Origin of the sequence: Thiocapsa rosea (assembly GCF_003634315.1) — a bacterium.
GTDB lineage: Bacteria > Pseudomonadota > Gammaproteobacteria > Chromatiales > Chromatiaceae > Thiocapsa > Thiocapsa rosea.
The window spans coordinates 5,098,983-5,120,577 of record NZ_RBXL01000001.1; the positions used below are offsets into that span (position 1 = coordinate 5,098,983).

The following is a 21,595-nucleotide window of genomic DNA, read 5'->3' on the forward strand; positions in this document are numbered from 1 at the left end:
TCAGGCGCGCGGCATCGCGTTGAACAACGGCGAGAGTCCGGGGACTCGGTTTGCGCGTGATACCTACATCGGCAGGGGACTCCGGCGGGCGAGCATGGGTGTCTGGAAATTGCCCGCGAATTCTACACGGAAAGCTGTTCAACTGTCAGCCTTGCGCCGACGAGGGTTTTCTTGTCGATCTCCGGGTAGTCGTCGGGACGAATGCCCACCCAGCGATAGGGCGTTTGACGTCCGGTATCGTCCAAGTTGCGTCTCCCGGTTCCGCCGGCATCAGGCCACCGCGGTTGGTTGCACCCCTGTCCGCTATGGGCTCTGTCGCTGCCTTCCGTTTGCGGATAATGACGTCGGTCCCTCGATGCGTTCCGCCCGCCACAGGTGCGACAGGTCGCGATGTCGTTGCCGACGCTCCGTCATGAATGTCGGCTATCGGCTCTGGAACAGTCCCCAATCTGCCCCGGTGACCACCCGTTCTGGGTCGTGACTTGTCGCTCGTTGAGGCGCGATCGACTTTCCGCTGTCAGGATTTACCTGTCCGGCAGCGGTCAGTCCTGAGCGGCGGCTTGCCGACGCTCTTGAGGCGTCTGGCTTGCGCGCACGCTGTCATGCGGATCGGTTTGGGGTATTGTTCGGAAACAACGGAATTATCCCGCTCTCCCGGATGGCCGACCACGATCCTTCCTATAAGCTCCTGTTCTCGCATCGCGATCTGGTCGCGGACTTAATCCGAGGCTTCGTGCACGAGGACTGGGTCGCGCAATTGGACTTCACCACCCTACAGCGCGTGAGCGAGATCACCGTCAGCCACGACCTTCGCGAGCGCGAGGACGACATGATCTGGCGGCTGCGCTGGGGCGAGCGCTGGGTCTATGTCTATTTGCTGCTGGAGTTTCAATCGAGCGTCGATCGCCTCATGGCGGTGCGGCTGTTGACCTATATCGGACTGCTGTATCAGGACCTCGCCGCCGCCGGCGAGATCCCCTCGGGAAGCCCGCTGCCTCCGGTGCTGCCGATCGTCCTCTACAATGGTGAGAAATCCTGGTGGGCCAAGACCAGTCTCGACGACTTGATCGAGCCGGACTTACCCGAGCAGCTGCGCCGATGGCAGCCGCAGATCCGCTATCTGCTGCTCGACGAGCAGCGGCTTGCCGATACCGAGCTGGCGGGACAGCGCAATGTCGCCGCGGCCTTGTTCCGGCTCGAGAACAGTCGCCGGCCCGAGGATATCGAGCGGGTCCTGGCGAGTCTGATTGATTGGCTCGCCGCACCCGAGCAGGACAGTCTGCGCCGTGCCTTCGTCGTCTGGCTCAAGCGCGTGCTGTTGCCGGCGCGCGTGCCGGGCGCCGAGCTACCGAACGTCAACAATCTTCAGGAGATGCGCGCCATGTTGGCCGAACGTGTGAAGACCTGGACCGAGGAGTGGAAGCAGCAGGGTATCTCCGAGGGCGAAACCAAGCTGCTGCGCCGTCAGCTGGTGCGGCGCTTCGGGCCCCTGCCGGCCTGGGCCGAGGCACGCCTCGAGCAGGCGGGCGAGGACGATCTTGAGGTCTGGGCCGATCGCGTCCTGGATGGCACGACCCTGGAAGAGGTTCTCAAGGAGCCGATCTGAGAATTCCTGAGCGGCGCTCAGCCGTGACTGAGCGCCCACGTTTACCTCAGCACTCGATGTGCTCGGCAATGTCGAGAGCGTCGTCAACCTCCACTCCCAAGTAGCGTACGGTGCTTTCAATCTTGCGATGCCCCAGCAGCAGCTGGACGGCACGCAAGTTCTTGGTTTGACGGTAGATCAACGTCGCCTTGGTCCGACGCAGCGAGTGCGTCCCGTACTCCTGCGGATCAGCGCCCATGAGTCCGATCCATCGCTTGACGATGCGCGCGTACTGACGGGCGGACAAGTGCGGTGAGCCGCTCTGCCGACTGGGGAAGAGATAATCCCCAGTGGAGAGCGCGGCCTCTTTGATCCAGGCCTGTACGGCCTCGCGCGTCTGGTCGGTCAGTTCGAATCGAACCGGCTCGCGTGTCTTTTGCTGGACAACGCTGGCCCGCGCGACCACGTGGTTGCCATGAGCGATATCGCGGACCCGCAGGGCGACCAGGTCGCAGCCGCGCAGCTTGCTGTCGATCGCCAGATTGAACAACGCCAACTCCCGCGTGTTCCCGGCCATGCGCAGCTGTGTGCGAACGGTCCAGATCTCTTGCAACTTCAGCGGCGGCTTCTGGCCAATCAGCTTACCTTTGTTCCACGGCTCATGGGCGGTTTGGGACGCAACACTGGTGGTCTTCATGGTCTGTTTCCTCGTCGAAGGAAGGGGAAACAGAAGCATGGGCGGAGATCCGGTCAGTGGCATGGCCTGAAAGCAGACACCGCCATTTGACTGCTCATGGGCAGCACGGCCCCAGGAGCAGTCACCGGGCTCGGATGAGGCTACGGCATCGACTCGTCCTTGAGCTGTCATTGGTTTCTTGATGGGCGCTGACCGCAATGTTGTTTCGAGCCGGCTCTCGACTCGCCAAGATCATGCTGATCCGGTCGGCCCGGACCGACATGGGTTGTCCTTGGGAGTCTAAGCCCGACGCCTGCTCGCGGGTGACTTGGCCAGGGTGCAACACGGGGACTTGCAGGTCGGCCCTATTTGGCCAGGTCGGACAACAAGGCGCGTCTGCGGTCCAAGAAAAGATGGATCCAATGAGGTGATGGCGGCCAGTCGGCCAGCCACCCGATGACCGCGTCGGCCGACATCGGGTGGGCGATGCCGTAACCCTGAGCCAGCTCGCAGCCGAGTTGCAGTAGCCGCTCTCCCTGCTCCGGAGTCTCCGCCCCTTCGGCGATGGTCTGGAGGCGGAAAGCGGTGGCCAGGCCCAAAATGCCTTCGATGATCGCCAGGTCATCCGGGTTATCGAGCATATCGCCCACAAAACTCCGGTCGATCTTCAACGCGGTGACCGCCAGTTGTTTCAGATAGGTCAACGAAGAATAGCCGATACCAAAGTTGTCCAGGGCGCAGCTCACCCCGAGCTCGCGGCAGTCCGCGACGACCCGGGCGACATGCGCCAGGTCTCGCATCGCACTGATCTCCCGGATTTCCAGCGCGAGGCTCGCCGGCTTGACCCCAGGATGCGCGGCCATAAGGGCGCGCAGACGCGCGACGAAATCCGACTGCCGTAACTGGCAAGCGCCAACATTGACGCTGATCGGGAGATCGACTCCGTTCGCCTCCCAGACCTCCATCTGGGTCAGCGCCGTTTCGATGACCCATTCGCCGAGCTCGGCCGCCAGCGGGTCATCCTCGATCACCGGCAGGAACTCCTGCGGCAGCAGCAGTCCGCGTTTCGGATGTTGCCAGCGGATCAATGCCTCGGCGCCGATGACATCCCCGCTGCGCAGGCTGACCTTGGGTTGATAATAGAGCACGAATTCGCGTGCGACCAGGGCGCTGCGGATGCGCTCCGGATTTTCCTGCACACCCCGGTTGCGATGATCCTGATCGACATTGAAGACGCGATAGCAATTCTTACCGGTCAGCTTGGCCTGATACATGGCGTGGTCGGCTTGACGCAGCAGTTGATCCGCGTCCACCTCGACCGGCTGCGGATAGAAGGTGACGCCGAGACTGGCCGAGATCTGCACGACGAGATCGCCGAGGGGCATCGGTGCGGATAGGGCGGCGAGCAGACGGTCGAGCAACAGCGCACCGGCGTCGCTGGATTCCAGATCGATCAGTGCGGCAACAAACTCGTCGCCGGCAAGACGCGCTACGGTGTCGCCTTCGCGCAGGGCTTGCTTCATGCGCTCGGCTGCGGTGACCAATACCCGGTCGCCGACGGCGTGTCCGTGGCGGTCATTGATCGCCTTGAAGCCATCAAGGTCGAGATAGGCTACCGCCAGGCGTTTTCCCCGTCGCTTGGTCTGCGCCATGGCCTGGTGCAGACGGTCGGCCAGCAGCAGGCGGTTGGGCAGACCGGTCAGCGCGTCATAATGGGCGAGGCGTTCAAAGCGCGCTTCGCTGTCGCGTCGTGCCTGATCGCGCTCGCGCAACTGCAGCTGCAGCCCAACGCGTAGATGCAGCACCGGTGGATTGATCGGTTTGGCGATGAAATCCGCCGCGCCGGCCTCCAGGGCGCGGGTCTCACTGTCCGGATCCTGGCTGGCGGTCACGTAGATCACTGGAATGTCCTTCAGGCGCGGGTCGGACTGAAGCGTCCGGCACAGGGTGTAACCGTCCATCTCCGGCATCAAGACATCGAGCAGAATCAGCGCCGGCAACCTCTCCTTAGCCAGGCGCTCCAGCGCCTGCGGTCCGGATAAGGCGAACTCGCACCGGCACACGGACTTCAGCGCCCGCGCCATCACCTGAACGCTGACGGGATCGTCATCGACGATCAGGATCCGGATGGCGGGGTTCGCGGGTATCACTCCAACCTCATTGAGGATCGGCGAGTCGACTGATGAGTTTACACGGCGTCAGCTCGGAAGCACCCGGATGACGACAACCGGGTCGACCACTCGCCAGGACGTCCGTCATGAGGGACGCCGTTCAGCCCGATCGCTCTGATGGGCGCTTGGCCGCCAGACGCGTCAAGGCATCGGTGAAGCGCAGCGACTGGATCATCTCGGCCAGCGCCCGGGTCGCGGCCTCACCGTCGCGCCGCGTCAGGGCCGGTTGCAAAGCCTCGAACAGATCCATGGCCGCCAAATCATGCGCGGACAAGGCGTCGCAGAGTGCAGTGAGCCCGGCAGCGTCGAGGGGCACATCCGGGTGTTCGACCGGCACGGGTTCTACGCCCTCCAGCCAAGGAGCGAGGGCGGTGAGCAGCGCGTTCAATCGCGCCTCGAAGATCGCCAGAGCGGGCGCCGGATCCGCAAGCGGGTCCGCGAGCGCGGTCTCCAGGGCCAGTGCAGTCTGCGCCAGTTCGAGTGCGCCGATATTCCCGGCGAGGCCGCGCAGGGTATGCAGCCGCCGGGTGGCGGCAATAACCTCGCCGCGCGCCAGATCCTGTCGTGTCTGCTCGGTTGCGTCGGCGAAATCGCCGACAAACCGACGCGCCAGACGCAGGAAGAACGACCCGTCCTGGTCGAGCAGACGCGCCGCCCGGTGGCGATCGATCCCGGGGATGTCGGGAAACCCCGACGGAGTTGGCGGCGGCGTGCGGACCGGACGCTCGGCGACCGGCGCAATCGCCGGTTGAGGATCGGTCCAGCGGGCCAGAACCGCGACCAGTTCCTCGAGGTCCACCGGTTTCGCCAGGAAATCGTTGACGCCGGCCTCACGCGCCTGTTGTCGCTGCTCCACCAGCACGCCGGCGGAAAAGGCGATCACTGGCAGCTCGGTCAGGCCAAGTTCCCGGCGGATCGCGCGGGTCGCGGAGAGTCCATCCATCACCGGCATCTGGATGTCCATCAGTACGGCGGCGATTTCCCGGGATTGAACACGAAGACGATCCAGCGCCTGCCGGCCATCGGCGACCAGCGTCGCGCGGGCGCCCTCGCGCCTCAGTGCGAGTTCGACCACCTCCCGATTCACCGGACTGTCATCCACCACCAGGCAGTGCACCCCGCTCAGGCGCGGTCCGGCCGGCCGCTCGACTGGCTCGGCCTGGTCCGGCGGCGCGTCGTAGACGCTGGCCCGCTCGAAGGGCAGCTCGCACCGGAAGGTACTGCCGACCCCGAGGGTGCTTTCGATCCCGAGTGTGCCGCCCATCCGCCCCGTCAACTGTTTGCTGATGGCCAGACCCAGCCCGGTGCCGCCGAAACGCCGCGTGATGCTCCCGTCGGCCTGTGTAAAGGCGGTGCCCAGGATGGCCAGTTTCTCCGGGCTAATCCCGATCCCGGTGTCGCGGACCTCCAAGCGCAGCCGCATCGCCGTGGTGTCGATGTCCTGTTGGCTGACCTGGATGCGTACCTCGCCGTGCTCGGTGAATTTCACCGCGTTGCCGACCAGGTTGACGAGGATTTGTTCCAGTCGCAACGCGTCGCCGCGCAGCCAGGCGGGGAGATCCGCCGACGTATCGATCCGAAAGGCGAGCCCCTTGCTGCGGGCCTGCTGACCCAGGAGGCTCGCGACCTGCGCCAGCACGGCCGCCGGCGAGAAGGTCCGCACCTCCAGGCGTAGTTGACCGGCCGCGAGCTTGGAGAGATCGAGGATATCGTTGACGAGCGCGAGCAGGGATTGCCCGGCCGTGCGTAACCGTTGGACCAGGTGGCGTTGCTCCGCGGACAACACCTCGCCTTCCAGCAATTGCGCCAGGCCCAGCATGGCATTGAGCGGGGTGCGGATCTCATGGCTCATGTTGGCCAGGAATTCGGATTTCGCCCGCGCCGCCTGCTCGGCCTGCACCTGCGCGGCCCTGATGTCGGTGACATCGTGGAAGCTGAGCAAGTAACAGCCATCGAAGGGCTGATCCAGCCTTGATGCGCCGGTCTGAACGGTACGGATCTGACCATCCTTGCAGCGAACTGTCGCTTCCGCCGGCGCGCGGATCGCCCCACCGCGAGGCGCGCTCTCCAAAAAGCGGCGCGCGAAGCTTTCGCGTTGCCGGCGAGCTTCAGGGTCTGGATAGGCGCGTGACCAATAATCGGCCACGGTGGGAATATCCTCCAGGGTATAGCCAAACAGCTCGGTGAATGCCGGATTCAAATAGAGGACGTTCTCCTCATCCCGAATCATAAAGGGAGCCGGCGCCGTGTCGATGATGGCGCGGGCGCGTGCCTCGCTGGCGTGCAATTTCGACGTGATCTGCTTTTCGTTCGTGATGTCGACCGTCATGGCCAAGATGTGGGTCTTGCCCTAGGTAGTTCAATTTGTGCCAAAACCGCCTTCGGTCGCTCATGCAAAATTGGTGTTTAGCCAACAGAGCGGATAGTCGGCTTGAAGAAGCACGCCGAACTCTACACAATTCTTGGATCTGCGAGCACACCGCTGCCCCCAACGTGACGGGCATCCGATCCGAGGTTCGACGCGCATGAACGATCTGAAGACTCCCATGTCCCGGCTGCTCCGTCTGTTTCGCGACGCGCGCGACCGCTGGAGAGCCAAGGCGCTGGAGCGGCAGAAGCGCTTGCGTGCGGCGCAGGTGCGCATTCGCGACTTGGAGGACAGCCGTGCCTACTGGAAAGCGCGGGCCTTGGTGGCTGAGGGCCAAGCACCTGCGAGCGCCGCATCCGGGGATGAAACCGACAAGGAACGTGGCGAGGAGCCGCCCATGGCGCTGGTCCCGACGCGTCTTGCCAACCACCATTATTCCCTGGAGGTGATTCAGCTCAGTCTGCAGTTGTACCTGCACGCCAGCTTCGGTTGTCGCGGGGTCAGTTGGGTGCTGCGCCTGTTGGCAGGCTATCTGCCGCTGGGTGTCCCCGCTTCCACCACCGTGCTGAATTGGTGCTGTCGGTTGGGTTTGGCCCGCTTGCAGCGCCCCCTGCCGCGGCGCGACGATTGGATTTTCGTCATCGATGAGACGGTGGGCCTGGGCGCGCTGAAGTGCTTGGTCGTGCTCGGCATTCCCGTCGCCCGGTTGGCCGAGACCGGCTATTCGCCACGGCATGGCGACATGACGGTGCTGGCCGTCGAGATGACGCTCAAGAGTACCGGTATTTGGGTGGCGGCGGTGCTGGAACAGGTGAGCGCGCGGACGGGTGTACCGGTGCAGATCGTCGCCGATCACGGTAGCGACGTGCGCAAGGGCATCGCCTTGTTTCGCCAACAGGCGCCGAGCTGTGTGGAGACGTATGACATCTCCCATGCCATCGCCACGCACCTGAAGGCGCACTGGCGCGATGACGCGCACTGGCAGGCGTTTTTGAAGCAGGCCGGTGCGACCTTGAGCCACTTTCAACAAACCGACCTGGCGTTTCTGCTCCCGCCGCGCCAGCGCACCAAAGCGCGTTATATGGCGATGGATGCCCATGTCGACTGGGCGCAGCGCCTGATCGGTTATCACGATCAGGGCGACTTCAGCGCCATTGGGCTGCCGTGCGTCTTCACCGCCAATGCCTGGGCGCAGTTGCGCATGGCGTGGGGCAAGCGGCGTGTCGAACCCTTGCGTGCCCTGATCGGAACACACTACGACACGCGTGCGGCGTTGTGCGAGGCGCTGCAGGCGGCCGGCGCCACGGCGCTGGACGACCTGGATGACACCTTCTGGCGCTTGGCCGATCGGGGCTATGCGCGTTTTCTCCAGGCGTTTGCCTGGGTCTTGCCGTATCGCGCGCGCTTGCCCGAGTGGACACAGACGATCGCCGTGTCCAAGACCATCCAGACGATCCTGAAAACCCGGGGACTCTCGCGCGCCACACCGGCGCTGGTGCTGGAGCAGTTGGCGGCGCAGGGACCGCTGGCGGCCCCGGTGGCCGACTTCCAGACGCGGGTACTCCAGCACGTCGAACATGAAGCGACCAAGCTTCCCGCCGGGGCGACCTGGCTGGCGTCCTCCGATATCATCGAATCGGTCTTCGGCCATTACAAAGCCTTCACCGCCCGCGGCCCGCTCAAAGAAGTCGGCAGGCTCGTGCTGCTGATTCCGGCCTTCCTCTGCGAGCTCACCGCCCCGGTCATCCGCGAGGCGATGGCATCGGTGCGCACCATTGATGTCGAGCAGTGGGTACACATGCACCTCGGACCCTCCATGCTCGCACGCCGTCGGCGCGCCCTGAGACCGGCCATGAAAACTGCATGAACATTTCTCGGCCTTCCGATGGGAAATTGAACAGCCTAGTCTTGCCCTGCATCACGATCGTGTTCGAATGGACCCATTCCCACCGTAATTGACCTCCGCCGTGGCGATAGCACCATTCGAATTGCTGCGGGCCTTCCCGGATCGTCTTGGCAGCCCACTGCACCGCGTCTTCCCGGGAGTAGGGCTCTGCGAGCCACATCCGATCGAAGTCGGCCTTGAGCGCCTCAACCGAGCCATATCCGTATTGTGCGCAGGCGGTTGGGTTGGCATCGAGCATTTCGCCGGTGTCCGCGTCGAGGATCAGGATGCAGAGCGGCGCATTCATGAACATCGCACGGAACCGCTCCTCGCTGTCCCGTAGGGCGCGGCCGGCCGCGCGGCGTTCGGTGACATCCTGAACGAATCCAAACAGGCGCGCGACACGCTGTTCCGTGTCGATGTCCGCGTGGCCGGCGGCCATCAAGACCCGGGTCGCGCCATCCTTGCGAACGGCGCGCAGCTCCAGCTCGTAGGGCGTGCCGTGAGCGAGAGCGGTCTGCTCCGCATCACGGAGTCGTTTCATGTCTTCGGGCAAATAGAGTTTCAAATGGTCCGCAAAGGAGGGCGCCCCTTCGGCCGGATCGCGCTGCAGGATTCGGTACAACTCGTCCGACCAGGTCACGGAGTCCGTCCCTGCATCCCATTCCCAGCTACCGACGTGCGCGATGGCCTCCGTGCGCGCGAGCATGGACTGACTGCGCCGCAGCGCCTCTTCCGTCAGCTTGAGATCGGTGATGTCCCGTCCGCTGGCCCGGGTGCCGAGCAGCTTGCCTTGGGTGTCGACCACCGGCTTCCAGTCGACGCTGATCCAGCGTTTCACACCGTCCTTGCGCACATAGCGAGTCTCGAAACCCGTGCCACGGCTTCCGCGAATGGCATCCCGGAAGGTCTCGCCGAAGATGGGCCAGTCTTCCTCCGCGATCAGCACCGAGACCCAGTCGGGCATCGCCAGGATCTCCTCCGGCGAATACCCGGTGAGCTGCTCCACCGCCGGGTTGACCCAGAGGTAGCGCCCGTCGAGTCCAAACCATGACTGCCAGTCCAGGGTGTCCTCGATGATGATCGCGGCGCGTTGCAAACGGCCCTGCAATGCCTCGACCTGCTGTCTCAGTGTGAGGTCGTTAAGCGTGACTCGGCAGATGGACGCCCGGTCGGCATCCATGGCGGCGATGGCTTCGAGCCGCGCCCAGGCGACCGCCCCGTCGTGATTACGCATCCGCAGTGTGCAGCCAACTGGTCTGCCGGCCGGCCCTGAGTCCGTCGCGGATTGCGTCGGCGCTTCAAAGAGCGATCGGCGAAACAGGTCGAAGACATCCCGATCCTCACCGACGATGAAGCGGGAGAGCGGCTGACCGATCAGTTCGCCTTGGGTCAGGCCCAATGGGTTGACGGCGGCGAGATTGGCTTCCTGAATCTCCCCCGATGCGGAGACCGTGCAATAGCCGACAGGCGGCCGCCCGTCGAGGTCAAGGTCACCAGTCTGAGTGGCCTTCGTCTCCGCCCGTGCGCGTCGAAGCTCCTCGATCTGCAGCTCCAGCTCAATCTGCCGGATCCGCAGTTCATGGAAGGTCCGCTGGAGGTCGCCCGGTGACAGTGCCGCGATTGCTGCCGGCGCCCGGATCGGGGTGTCGCGCGCGATCTGCTCGGCCCGCTGCCGCAGGGTCAGTCCCGGACCCGGTTCCGAGTCCTCTGGAAGGTCTGTCGGGGGGATGGTTTGTTCGGGGCGATCATCCGTGTCTGTCATCCATCACACCCAATGTTTGCATTCGACCGGCGCATCGTTTATCGGGTCCAACATACCACGGGAAGTGTCCGGTGTGGGCTTGTCCACCGCCGCCTTTGCCATTCACGATCGGACGGCTTCAGTTTGGGACCAAGTCTTCAACTGCCTCCGCTTGGCGGTCCGGTGAGCATCTCCGAATCCGACGGAGGTCCGGAATTGTATCGCGCTGTCCGAACCTACTCGCCGACGCTTCGTTCCGGCGATAACGTCGGTCCGGATGTTTGGTTTCTCGTCCCGATCCACCCCTGCCGACCGCAGCAAACCCGGCGCGTGGCTTGGGATGGACCACACCCTTCGCTCTCGAACCCGTCAGTGTCCGGAATCCGCGTGAAGTGATCGGTGACGCAAGTAGCCACGGGAGTTCACAAGGCGCGTCTTGCTGTCTGTCGCGTCGCCCGGATCGGCGACGGTTGGCCCCAGTTCCGGACACTGGAGTTTCATCGTTTAGGAGTCGGCAGTCGGGCGGACAACCGATGCTCGTCCTACTCACGCGTCACATAAACGGTCCCCCGAAAGCCCCGGGGTTCGCCGGAATTCCTATCTCCCCCGCGCGGCTGGTGCAAGCGGCGCCACCCGATCGGACGGATCGGGCTTGACTCGTCAGAACTTCCACCCGATCCCGACGACGCCGGTCAGGTTGGTCGGCTCGAGCTTGACCGTTTGGGTGCCGGAAGCGTACTCGCCGTACTCGGCCTTGTAGAGCGACCCGAAGTCCCCGCACAGCGCGACGCTATTAAACGACTTCGACCCCAGGTCTTGCCACATTGCCTCGGCGAAGAAGTACAGGTGATCGTCGAAGAGATGGCGTACGCCGCCGCCGATGCCGAGGCCCGAATAGGTCTCGTCGTAGGACAGCGCCGTGGGCCCGTACCCGTGTGAGGTGCCACACTCGGACGTGCGCATCTTCAGCTCGATGTCCGACCACGCGTAGACCACCTTTAGATAAGGTTGAGTCCGCCAGCTCGGGGCAATGTCCAAGCCGATTCCATAGCGGCTGGTCTGTTTCAGCTCCCCGCTGTCGGAGAAAAAGGTGCTGCGTTCATCCGGGCCAGCGGGCGAGTAGGTGGTAGAGCTGGTACCGTTGTCCTTCGTCTGACCGGCATCGTCGCCCGACAAGTCGAAAAAGAGTCCGATCCCGGCCACGATCTGACCGTTGTCCCAACGCCATCCGCCGGAAATCTGGCCAAGAAAGTTGGTGCCGCCTCCGTCGTTTGTCGTGTTGTACGTGTCGGTTCTCAATTCCGTAAACGGGATTCTATTGAAGCGGTTTTCGGAATATGTGCTATATGTCGCGCTGCTCTTTACATCGGTCGTCGTGCTGCGAGCGCCGATCGCGCCATCCACGTAGAAACCGCCCCAGGTTGGGTCGGCCGCCGCAGCACTCATACCGATGCCTGATACCAGTAAGCCCGTCGCAAACATGATCCCGTGAAACATTGAATCTATCCTCGCGAGTTACTGTTCGAATAGGGAAAGCGCCCTCGGGGGAATACCAAAATCCCCGCGTCAGGGGGCTGGTGGCGATTATAATCCGCTTCCCGCGTCAAGTGATCGCTGGCGTAAGCGCCTCTGGGAGTCCGCCATGCGCGTCGAGCGGTCGCAACGCTTGCACACGCAAGCGACTCCTCGAGTACCACTGACGCCTGACCGCGCCAGAACCCGGAAACTTCAGATCAACAACGATAAAAGCCACAAATTAAGCCACTGTAATCACCCCCGTATTTCAGACTAGAACTCCCCGAAGGAACGGTCCCGATATTTCGGGTAACAAGGGCTGGTACTCGAAATATGCCATTCGTCAGCACGATGACCCGCCACGTGCTGCGACGTACCTTCGTGTTGGCGACCCCCGGCGTCGCCTCTAGCAATTCAAGCGGCGGGAGCAAGCACCTGAACCACCTGTTCGCTCGTGGTCGGACTTCTGGCCCTCGACGGGACTTATCCCCCGCCCCAACTCCGGGCATCTAGGGGGCAGTACCACAGAAATCTCGTCTGCGGCTGTATCAATATAGGCCGCGAAGAATGCAATATCTCGCGGGGTGATTGCGTGGTGTCACAGAGATGGCGATGGCGGATTGCGATTTATCATTGCAGACGCATGGCATCAAGCGGCTTTGTTCATAAGCGCGGCCAAGTCCGAGTCCAAGGCTCGGTGATGGATGTGCGGGAATTTGGCAGGACCCTCGAAATTTCATACCCTTGGAAGTGCAAACTCACCGAGGGTTCGGAAAGATGTTCGAAGATCCTGCCGAGATTGACTTTAGACCAAGCGCGGCTGCTGCGCTACCCGGACGTTCGAGCCCCGGTCGGAGCATCGGCGCATGACGCGGCGCACACGCTTGGAGCAAGCCGAGCACATCGCGGCAGCCGAAGCACGGCTGTCGGCGGGGGAGACGCAACGCGGCGTGGCGGCCGCTGCGGGTCTTGCGCGCAGCACCTTGCGGGGGTGGTGCGGGGAGGTTCCGCGCGGGGATCCGCCGGCGGGCTTGACGGCTTTCGCGCGCTCCCCGGAGGGGATCGCTTGGTTGCATCGGATGGTCGTGGCGGCGCAGTTCAGCATCACCTTGCGGGCGGCGGGCGGCACCCGACTGGTGAGTGAGTTCCTGGAGCTGAGCGGACTGTCGGCCTTCGTCGGGGTCAGTGACGGCGCGCAGCACGCGCTCAATGTCGCCTTGGAGACGGCCGTGGTCACGGTGGCCGCGGAGCAGCGCACGGCGCTTGCCGAGGGCATGCCGGCGCGTGCGGTGACGGTGTGCGAGGACGAAACCTTTCATCCGGGGATCTGCTTGGTCACCATCGAGCCGGTGTCGAACTTCATTGTCCTGGAGCAGTACGCCGCGGATCGCACCGCGGCGACCTGGACCGCCGCGCTGCAAGGCGCCTGCACGGGGCTCGCCGTGGAGGTCATCCAGAGCACCGCCGACGAGGCCAAGGCGCTGCGTCGGCATGCCGAGACGGATTTCGGTGCTCACCACTCCCCGGACCTCTTTCACGGCCAACACGAGGTCTCCAAAGCCACGTCCTTGGCGTTGGCGCGCGATCTGCGCCAGGCTGAAGCCGGCGTCGCCGCCGCGCAGATACGATGGGAGGCCGAGTGCGCGGCGCAGCAGGCGTTCGAGGCGCGCGTGCCGCGCCCGCTCGGGCGTCCACCGGCCTTCGAGACGCGCATTGACGCCGCCCTGAGCGCGCTGGTCGCGTGCGAGGCCGAACGCGACCGCGCACGGGAGCGCCAGAGCGAGGCGCGCGCATTGATCCGTGAACTCGGTGTGCTGTATCACCCGTATGATCCGGCGGATGGACAGACGCAGCCGGTGGAGCGCGTGGCGGCGCGCTTCACCGCGGTCTGGACGCGGCTGAAGGGATTGGCCGAGGCCGCCGACCTGCCCGAGCGCGCCCGCGAACGCATCATGAAGGCCGAGCGCCTGACCGTGCAGTGGCTCGCCACGCTCGCGTTCTTCTTCGCCACCGTGACCGCCAGGGTCGAGGCCCTCGCGCTGTCCCCGGAGCTGGAAGCGGCAGTCCTCGAGCAGCTCATCCCCGCCATCGACCTCGAGCGCGTCGCCTCCCGCAGCACCGCGGCCGAGACCCGACACCGCGTACAGGCGGCAAGTACCGCGTTGCTCGACGCGCTGCGGCGCGCCGATCATCCGCTGCAGCGTCTCGCGCCCGAGGACAGCGCTCGGGTCGAGCAGGTCGCCGGCGCTTGCGCCGATCTGTTCCAACGCAGCAGTTCCTGCGTAGAAGGACGCAACGGCCAACTGTCGCTGCATCATCACGGGCGTCATCGTTTGAGCGACCGCAGGCTCGCCGCGCTCACGGGCGTGCACAACTTCCACATCCGTCGCGCCGACGGCACCACCGCCGCCGAGCGCTTCTTCGGGCGAACACACCCCGCGCTGTTCGAGCAGCTCCTCCTACGCGTGCCCTTGCCGCCGCGACCGCGACGCCGCCGACTGCGTCCGGCGAAACTGCCCTATCTGATGCCGGTCGCGGCATGATGGCGATGGTCGGAATAATAATGAACAAGGTCTGAGTGGGCCTCGCGCGTCTGGTCGGTCAGTTCGAATCGCACCGGCTCGCGTGTCTTGTGCTGGACAACGCTGGCCCGCGCGATCACGTGGTTGCCGTGAGCGATATCGCGGACCCGCAGGGCCACCACGTCGCAGCCGCGCAGCTTGCTGTCGATCGCCAAATTGAACAGCGCCAACTCCCGCGTCTTCCCTGTCATGCGCAGCTGTGTGCGAACAGTCCAGATCTCGTGCAACTTCAGCGGCGGCTTCTGGCCAATCAGCTTGCCTTTGTTCCAGGGCTCATGGGCGGTCCGCGACGAATAACTGGCGGTCTCCATGGTCTGTTTCCTCGTCGTAGGAAGGGGGAAACAGAAGCATGGTCTGAAGTCAGGTCATCGGCTTGACCCGAGAAGCTGTCACTCCTGGTTGACTGCTCGGAGGTCGCATGGCCCCATGTCCGGACAGTGGAGCTTTGTCAGTCGGAGTCTGCAGTCGAGTTGATAGCTGACGCTCGCCCGGTTCACGAGTCATGCACATTGTCCCCGAACTGGGAAGAACTGACTCTTCGTCGGAGCCAGCCCTGACTGAGAATCTCGATTTGCGGTCAGATCGCATCTGTCCGAGTATCCTGCGCGGACTCACGAATCGTGTCATGAGCCGGCGCACCGCCGGATGTCGAGATTCCGGAGGCGAGAAATCACGAAGCACCACCAGCTAGGCTAAAAACAGGGATCCTATGCCGATCAAGCACATCATCATTCACGAAATCAGCAAAGAGCCGTCTGGAGCTGCCACCATGACTCTGAGACAGCAGGAGAACCCGGTCAACGAGCATGCCGAGCGCGTCAGCTCGGAATTGGCAGGACTGTTCAAGGCGGTCAACATCGGCGGCTTCCATCGGCCAGAGAGCCCCGGCCTTCCGGGAACGCGATTCGAGCTGCTCCTGGACGGTGCTTTCGACGGGCGCGACTTCTCGGATTTCGTGGGGTTCTCTCACGCCGCATCGGAGCTCCTCTCGGACGAACTCAACTCCCCGCAGGCCCAGCAGGCGAAGGGCGGGTATCTGTTGCTCAATCACTCCACGCACCAGGAGAAGCTCTTCCTTTCTGTGGTTCTGCTCCGCATGCGTCAAGGCATCACCCTGGCAGACGACCTAAGTTTCACGGAGGTCGACGAGCTGAACCTCGACACCCTGCATATGGCGGCTCGGATCAATCTGACGGATTGGCGGACTGAAGCGAGCGAGCGGTACATCGCTTTCAAGATCGGCCGCCAAGCCAAAGACGTCACGCACTATTTCTCGAACTTCATCGGCTGTCGCGATTACACGGCGGCCAAGGCGGACACCAGGAGCCTGGTCTCGGTAACCCGCGATTTCTGCGTACGACGTAACCTAAGCGAGTCGGAGACTCTCGGCGTGAGGCGGCACGTCGAGGAGTTGTGCCGGGAGCGCCTGGCCGCTGGCGCCCCTGTGCTCTTGGAAGACATCTCCAACCTTCTCGATGCGCGATACCCACCACAGACCGAGGAGGATGGCGGCCTATTCCTTACGATTGCTCAGGAGGACTACGGCCTCACCAATTCGCCGGCAATCGACAAGACCGCACTCCGCGCGCTCGTCCGGTTCAGCGGAAACACCAAGAAGCTAGCGATCAGCTTCGACGCGGACCTCTTGGGGAGCGCCGTCCGTTACGACCGTAATACGAAATCGCTGACCATTATGGATCTGCCAGATAACTTGATCGACGATCTTGAGAAGACTACTGGCTGAGGCCCCGGCACATGGCCCTATATCGTCAACACCTCGATGCCTTGCACGAGGTCTGCCGAGCTTTGAGCGACCGAACCGACTCTTGGGACGGCGGGTTGGAAGGCGACCTCGCGCTCTCTCCAGACCTCCACGACGCGCTCGATCTCTTGATCCGCGGCGGCGCTCTGGATGACACGGTGCAGGTTGGCCGCGCGCAGCGAGACTGGGCAGCGCTGTCGCGCGATAGCGCAGAAGTGATTCATCTAACACTTCCGCTGGTTGACTGGGGAGTCGGCGACCACGTCGTCTACCGCAACCTCGGTGCGCTGATCGACCGCGGTCAGTTCTTAACCGCAGCGCCGAAAACCTTCTACCTGATCGACGAGGACGTCATCGTCCCACCCGACGCACCCGATTTCCGCGTAAGCAACTACCTGCAAGTGGTCGCGCTGGCGGCCTTGCTGACCGAGCAGGCCGATCATGAGGATCATGCCGGTGGAAGATTGCGACTTATCTTCCTGCACAAGGTCTCCTTGGCCCTCCCTATCGTCTATGGCACGGAAGCTCTCGCAGAGCCCATCGAGGGATTGAAGACCTTGCGGGAACTGCTGACGTCGAGCGAGCACCGCGAGCAGAAGCGCAGCATCCTCAAGGCCGTGCTCCACGACCTTCTGGTGGGAGAGAAAGAGGCCAATCGGTTTCACCGTCTGTTGAGGCACCTAAAGGAGCTGTCACAGACCTTCCGCGAGCGCTACCAGCTCTTCGTCTGCGAGTTCGATTTCGAGGAGGTCCGCGAAGAGCTGGAAGAGAAGCAGCGAGATTACTTGGGGCGCCTGAACGGCGCTTTCACGGACCTTGGCGCCAAGCTGCTGAGCATCCCGGCAGCCTTCTACCTTGCCGTCACCAAAATGGAACTCTTGCCGGCTACGGGTAGTGGCTTCGAGGCAGTGGTTCTGAACAGCGTCGTAACCCTCGCCGTCATTACCGTCAGTGTCTACATGCTGATGCTGATCAATAGCCAGCAGCACACGCTGACCGCGACGAGCGAGGAATACACATCTTTGTTCGCCCGTTGGCGCGAGCGCCTGAAATTCCCGGAACAGCAGGAGGGCATCGACCGCATCCGCGCTGCGTTGAATCGACGCCGGCGGCGGGTACGTGCCTATTTAGCCATTACCACCGCCAGCGTGCTGGGCACCCTGGCCATCACACTGGCCCTCTATTTGGTGCGGTTGTTCCGCTGGGAGTCCGCTATTTGGGATGCGCTTCGCGCGCTCAAGTCGGGCGTGCTCCCCTGAAGAGTGCCACGAATTTGGAGAACGCGGGCGTCGTCTGGGCAGTCCAGATGCCGAAGCGCAGGCCGCTTCAGCGCCGCATCGATTCGCTGAGCAACCCCTGGCCCTTTTGCCGCGAGTTCCTGGCACTTCCACTGCAAAGCAGTCCGGGCGTAGGAGTTGAACATCGCGACACGTCGCCGCCGCAGCGCCATTTCATCCAGCTCCCAGGCAGGCCGCGTTCCATCGACGCTTTCCTTAACTGCGGGTATCCGCTCGAAACTTCGAATGGGATCAACCAGCTCCGGTGTGTCGGCTATGCGGGATTCTTGCGGCATCAAATGCAATGGCCAATCTGGCAGACTCCCAAGTGAAGGGATCGCTGGCGTGAGCAGCCCTGGGAGTCCGCAACGCGCGTCTTGCTGTCTGTAGCGTCGCCGGGATCGGCGAAGGTTGGGCCCCAGGAGCGGTCACCCGCGTCTGGAGGTCTGAGCCGCCCCGACAGGCCAGAAGCGGACATTCGGCGGTTAGCCCGACTTCGACTATTCGACCCTGGATTTCGCGATTTTCGGTCCATTTTGACCCTGGTTAGTCGGTTAAGTATCTGATGACGCTGAAGCGGTTCATTCAAAAACGGCTGTAGTGCCGACCTTGGTCCTTGAGTGAGCGCGCGGAGCCGAGGACACTCTCGGCATGTTCCTACGCTCCAAACTTCGCAAGAAAGACGGCAAAGAGCACCGCTACTGGAGCAAGACCTTCCAATGCAACGCCTGCCATCATCAGACCTCGCTGATCGCCGGGACCCTGTTCGAAGGCACCAAACTGGGACTGACCGTCAGGTTCCTGGCGATCTATCTCATCGGCGAAGCCAAGACCGGGCTCTCGCCCTTGGCGCTGAAGCGCGACCTCGGGGTCAGTTACCCCACCGCCTGGCTGATCCACCACAAGCTGATGCAGGCGATGGTCGAGCGCGAAGCCGCCACGGTGCTTTGCGGAACCGTGCAGGTCGACGACGCCTATCTCGGAGGTGAGCTCGTCGGCGGCACCGCGGGACGGGGCTCGGAGAACAAGGTGCCCTTCATCGGCGCGGTCTCGCTCAACGATCACGGTCATCCGCTGCGCGCGAAGTTCACCCGAGACTGCCCGGCTTCATGCGGACCGCCATCGCCGCGTGGGCTGGCGCGAACCTCGCCCCCACCAGAACCGTCGTCTCCGATGGCCTGGCCTGCTTCGCCGGCGTCACCGACATCGGCTGCACCCACCAGCCGACCGTCGTCGGGACGCTCAAACCCAAGGACTTGACGATGTTTCGCTGGGTCAACACCGTTCTAGGCAATCTCAAGACCGGCTTCAGCGGGGCTTACCACAGAGTCGATTTCGGAAAATACGCCGCGCTTTACCTGGGCGCGATCGCGTATCGCTTCAACCGCCGCTTCGATCTGCAGGCGCTGCCGACCCGCCTGTTGGTGGCGGCGACCGCTTGCGGCCCCCGCCCCGAATCGTGGATCCGGCGCGTGGCGGAAGCTCCTTGCTAAACAGGTGTCGCCAAGGACGGCGACAGCGGCGCCTGGCGCGGGGCGCGAACGCATGGGCCCGGACGCGGTCAAGGTGATCGACAAAGAGCGCGCGGCTACCGCCAAATGCGTAAACGCCCGGGCGCACGAGCGCGGCCTGACCCGGCTGCGGGTGTGCGGCACCCCCAAAGAGCGCTGTGTATTCCTGTTGTCGGCGCGCGCCAGATCACCATCGCTGTCGGCGACAATGTCCGCGAGCGACTGGACACGACGTTTCAGGCCGGGATGGCGGTTGAGCAACGCAAGCAGCTCGGCATCATCGGACGAGGGCATCATCACATGGGTGTCTTCCTATTCCGCTATGGCTAGTTGTAGCGGTATCTTAAGACAACTTATCCGTTTCGGTCGCACCCTTTTTGGCGCCTTCCGTGCGGCCCTTCCACGCCCCGATGCTGCTGGACAGGCTGCGGGTTTTTTTCGGCATATCAGAGGCTATCCCGGCCGGGGAGGTCTCGTCGCAAGGCATCCTTGGTCATTCCAAGGGTACCGGGATGGCCTTCGCAAGGGGCAGTCCGGCGGCGGCCCAATCGGTCGTACCCCCAGGGTACCAATAGACCGCCCGATAGCCATACCCTGCGGCACGCCGGGCCGCGTTCCAGGACATCCAACAGTCTGCCTTGCAGTAAATGACTAGGCGTGTATCCGGTTTGTCGTCAACGAGTCGGCCGAGATGCCTTTTGAAATAGGCGTCCAATTCCTCGGACAGTCGGCCATAGCCGACGTTGGGCAGCCAGACGGAGCCGGGGATATTTTCATGCGATGGCGGCAGCCACAGTGTCGCGGGCGGAAGCCCCTCCGGCCGCGCCGGCATCGGCAAGACATCGATCAGGACGATCGCGCCTTCAATCATGAGCGCCTGGAGTTGATTCGCTCGGAAGAGGGTTTCGGCGCCAGGGCAGCTTGCCGGTACCGGAGCCAGAAATGCAGCGATCCGGTAGCCATCCGAATCAAACAAGGACTCCTGCATGAGGTCCGCTGCGGCTGCGAGGTTCAGGGCCATCATTCCCCAAAGCCACAACACGGAGCGACGCCACCGGCATGAAATGGACGTCTGCGCGCCTTGCCCAAGGGGGCTGAAGTGAAGGTAGCCTACTTCCCGAGCCGCACGCCCTGGAATGACGGGGCGATCACTCGGGAAGAATCGGATGATTCGCCTGGTCGAGTAGAGGCACATGATAGTCGAGCAGGATCGCTTGGATCCGCGGAGCCAAACGATTCAACAGAGTGTTGAGCTCGTGCTTCCACTCGGTCTCGCGATCGCGAATACCCATCGAGACGTTGAAGGCAAGCTGGACCGACTCGATTTCTCCGGGTAAAGGCACAACGGTCATAGGGACCGCCTGACGGGCAGCATAATACCCGGCGATCGGGCCCCAGACCAGTGCAACATCCAGATCCCCGGCGGCGACGTCCGTCACGGCGTCACGGGCCGGCGCATAGAGACGAGGGTCCACGGCCCGCTCGTAGGAACGCGTCTGATCCCAGAGACCATAGCGCGTTAGAAGGGTCGCCGGTGCAGTCCCGGCGACAACGCCGATCCGAAGTTGGTTCAACTTCAACTGAGGATCATCGAGCGCAGTCAGGGTGAGCCCCGAGTCGCTGCGATAGACCAGAGTATAAACCGAACGATAATAAGGGTTGGTGTTCTGCACCAACTCATTCACGGAGGTGATTCCCATGATCAGATCGCAAAGTCGCATCCGGATCGTGTTGCGCACGAATCCGACGGTCTGCGGCCACCACCGGTAGTACAACGGGCGTCCCAATTCGTCCGCGATCAACTGCGCTATCTTGTTCTCGAAGCCCTCGTACCGATCATTTGAGAACGGCAAGTGATTGGAATCTCCGCAAACCGTCAAGAACTCGCTGCTGCGCGCCTCGCGATCAGCACCAGTAGCTTGAGCCGCAGCGCTAGCCGCAAGCGCCAAGAGGCACACTGCCCCGGCAAGGAGCCGACCGCGTCGCCGACACCGGGGACGGTCGAGATTGTTCACGGTTTGACTTTCGGGAAGTTGGGAGGTCTTGCGGTGCCCACCACGCCGTCGGAGCGCGCCTTCAAGTAAGCATATAGATCACTGATATAAGGCAGGACATTGAGATTACTCGCGAATCCCGGCATCACCCGCTGATCCATACCTGTGCGGCCGTTGATCACGACCTCAACAAACTGGTCAAAGGTTAAGACCTCCATGGATTTCATGAGCGCCGGGGCATAGGCGCTACCCATACCGGCAGGGCCATGACATGTGTGGCATTCGGAATGGTACCGGCGAAAGCCGTTGTACGTGCCGAAATCGACTTTGTTGTCTTCGACGTAATACGGAGTCTCGGGGGAGAACTTGAAGCTCGAATAGTCCGCCGAAATCGCCGGTGAAAATAAAGCGCCGCCAAGCAACGCGGCGGCCAGATGCTGCGCCGCCGTGGCCCTGCGATGTCCCGGAAAGCTCGTCAGGTTCATGATCTTTGAAACTCAATGGTCATCCGCGTGGGAATTGCCG

Annotated in this window: 13 protein-coding genes and 3 pseudogenes; 6 read left to right on the forward strand and 10 right to left on the reverse strand. The window is 63.1% G+C overall.

Annotated elements, in window-relative coordinates; translation table 11 throughout:
• Window positions 1-122 precede the first annotated feature (122 nt).
• Window positions 123-245 carry a hypothetical protein gene (locus BDD21_RS29090; RefSeq protein ID WP_276569033.1) on the reverse strand — a complete coding sequence of 41 codons (123 nt, stop codon included), beginning with the start codon at window positions 243-245 and terminating at the stop codon, window positions 123-125.
• Between the two features lie 413 nt (window positions 246-658).
• Here BDD21_RS29090 and BDD21_RS22690 point away from each other — a divergent pair, with 413 nt between their 5' ends.
• The gene (locus tag BDD21_RS22690) at window positions 659-1,606 is read left to right on the forward strand and encodes an Rpn family recombination-promoting nuclease/putative transposase (protein ID WP_120799102.1); all 948 of its coding nucleotides are present in this window, start codon (window positions 659-661) and stop codon (window positions 1,604-1,606) included.
• A 46-nt stretch (window positions 1,607-1,652) separates the two neighbouring features.
• Here the strand turns inward: BDD21_RS22690 and BDD21_RS22695 are convergent, their stop codons facing one another.
• From BDD21_RS22695 to BDD21_RS22715, 5 genes and pseudogenes are all read right to left on the reverse strand, one after another.
• Entirely contained in the window at window positions 1,653-2,282 is a 630-nt protein-coding gene (locus BDD21_RS22695) for a tyrosine-type recombinase/integrase (RefSeq protein WP_120799103.1), read from the reverse strand.
• Window positions 2,283-2,626: 344 nt separating this feature from the next.
• Window positions 2,627-4,390: pseudogene (locus BDD21_RS22700) on the reverse strand (two-component system response regulator); the annotation flags it as partial.
• Window positions 4,391-4,532: 142 nt separating this feature from the next.
• Window positions 4,533-6,761: an ATP-binding protein gene (locus tag BDD21_RS22705; protein WP_120799104.1), complete on the reverse strand. Its 2,229-nt coding sequence runs from the start codon at window positions 6,759-6,761 to the stop codon at window positions 4,533-4,535.
• A gap of 1,781 nt (window positions 6,762-8,542) precedes the next feature.
• Window positions 8,543-10,450, reverse strand: a complete 1,908-nt coding sequence (locus BDD21_RS22710) for a PAS domain S-box protein (RefSeq protein WP_120799105.1) — start codon at window positions 10,448-10,450, stop codon at window positions 8,543-8,545.
• 639 nt (window positions 10,451-11,089) lie between these two features.
• Window positions 11,090-11,926: an outer membrane protein gene (locus tag BDD21_RS22715; RefSeq protein ID WP_120799106.1), complete on the reverse strand. Its 837-nt coding sequence runs from the start codon at window positions 11,924-11,926 to the stop codon at window positions 11,090-11,092.
• 884 nt (window positions 11,927-12,810) lie between these two features.
• Here BDD21_RS22715 and BDD21_RS22720 point away from each other — a divergent pair.
• Window positions 12,811-14,487 carry a DUF6399 domain-containing protein gene (locus tag BDD21_RS22720; RefSeq protein WP_120799107.1) on the forward strand — a complete coding sequence of 559 codons (1,677 nt, stop codon included), beginning with the start codon at window positions 12,811-12,813 and terminating at the stop codon, window positions 14,485-14,487.
• Here BDD21_RS22720 and BDD21_RS22725 read toward each other — a convergent pair.
• Window positions 14,463-14,837, reverse strand: coding sequence for a site-specific integrase (locus BDD21_RS22725; protein WP_211335134.1), 375 nt, complete (start codon window positions 14,835-14,837; stop codon window positions 14,463-14,465). The two genes, BDD21_RS22720 and BDD21_RS22725, sit on opposite strands and share 25 nt — an antisense overlap.
• Before the next feature lie 398 nt (window positions 14,838-15,235).
• On the opposite strand from BDD21_RS22725, the gene BDD21_RS22730 reads away from it, so the two are divergent.
• The 4 genes and pseudogenes from BDD21_RS22730 to BDD21_RS22745 all read left to right on the forward strand — a co-directional run.
• Window positions 15,236-16,270, forward strand: a complete 1,035-nt coding sequence (locus BDD21_RS22730) for a nucleoid-associated protein (RefSeq protein WP_120799108.1) — start codon at window positions 15,236-15,238, stop codon at window positions 16,268-16,270.
• Between the two features lie 95 nt (window positions 16,271-16,365).
• A complete protein-coding gene (locus BDD21_RS22735) occupies window positions 16,366-17,547 on the forward strand; it encodes a hypothetical protein (protein ID WP_147431199.1) in 1,182 nt (393 codons plus the stop codon).
• A gap of 669 nt (window positions 17,548-18,216) precedes the next feature.
• Window positions 18,217-19,058, forward strand: a pseudogene (locus BDD21_RS22740) (IS1595 family transposase).
• 6 nt (window positions 19,059-19,064) lie between these two features.
• Window positions 19,065-19,266: pseudogene (locus BDD21_RS22745) on the forward strand (IS5/IS1182 family transposase); the annotation flags it as partial.
• A 303-nt stretch (window positions 19,267-19,569) separates the two neighbouring features.
• Here the strand turns inward: BDD21_RS22745 and BDD21_RS22750 are convergent.
• The 3 genes from BDD21_RS22750 to BDD21_RS22760 all read right to left on the reverse strand — a co-directional run bounded on the left by BDD21_RS22750 (window position 19,570) and on the right by BDD21_RS22760 (window position 21,555).
• The gene (locus BDD21_RS22750) at window positions 19,570-20,100 is read right to left on the reverse strand and encodes a rhodanese-like domain-containing protein (RefSeq protein ID WP_120799110.1); all 531 of its coding nucleotides are present in this window, start codon (window positions 20,098-20,100) and stop codon (window positions 19,570-19,572) included.
• A 124-nt stretch (window positions 20,101-20,224) separates the two neighbouring features.
• Window positions 20,225-21,091, reverse strand: coding sequence for a substrate-binding domain-containing protein (locus tag BDD21_RS22755; RefSeq protein WP_342769616.1), 867 nt, complete (start codon window positions 21,089-21,091; stop codon window positions 20,225-20,227).
• Window positions 21,088-21,555 carry a c-type cytochrome gene (locus BDD21_RS22760; RefSeq protein WP_120799112.1) on the reverse strand — a complete coding sequence of 156 codons (468 nt, stop codon included), beginning with the start codon at window positions 21,553-21,555 and terminating at the stop codon, window positions 21,088-21,090. The genes BDD21_RS22755 and BDD21_RS22760 overlap by 4 nt, the downstream gene beginning before the upstream one ends.
• Between the last annotated feature and the right edge of the window lie 40 nt (window positions 21,556-21,595).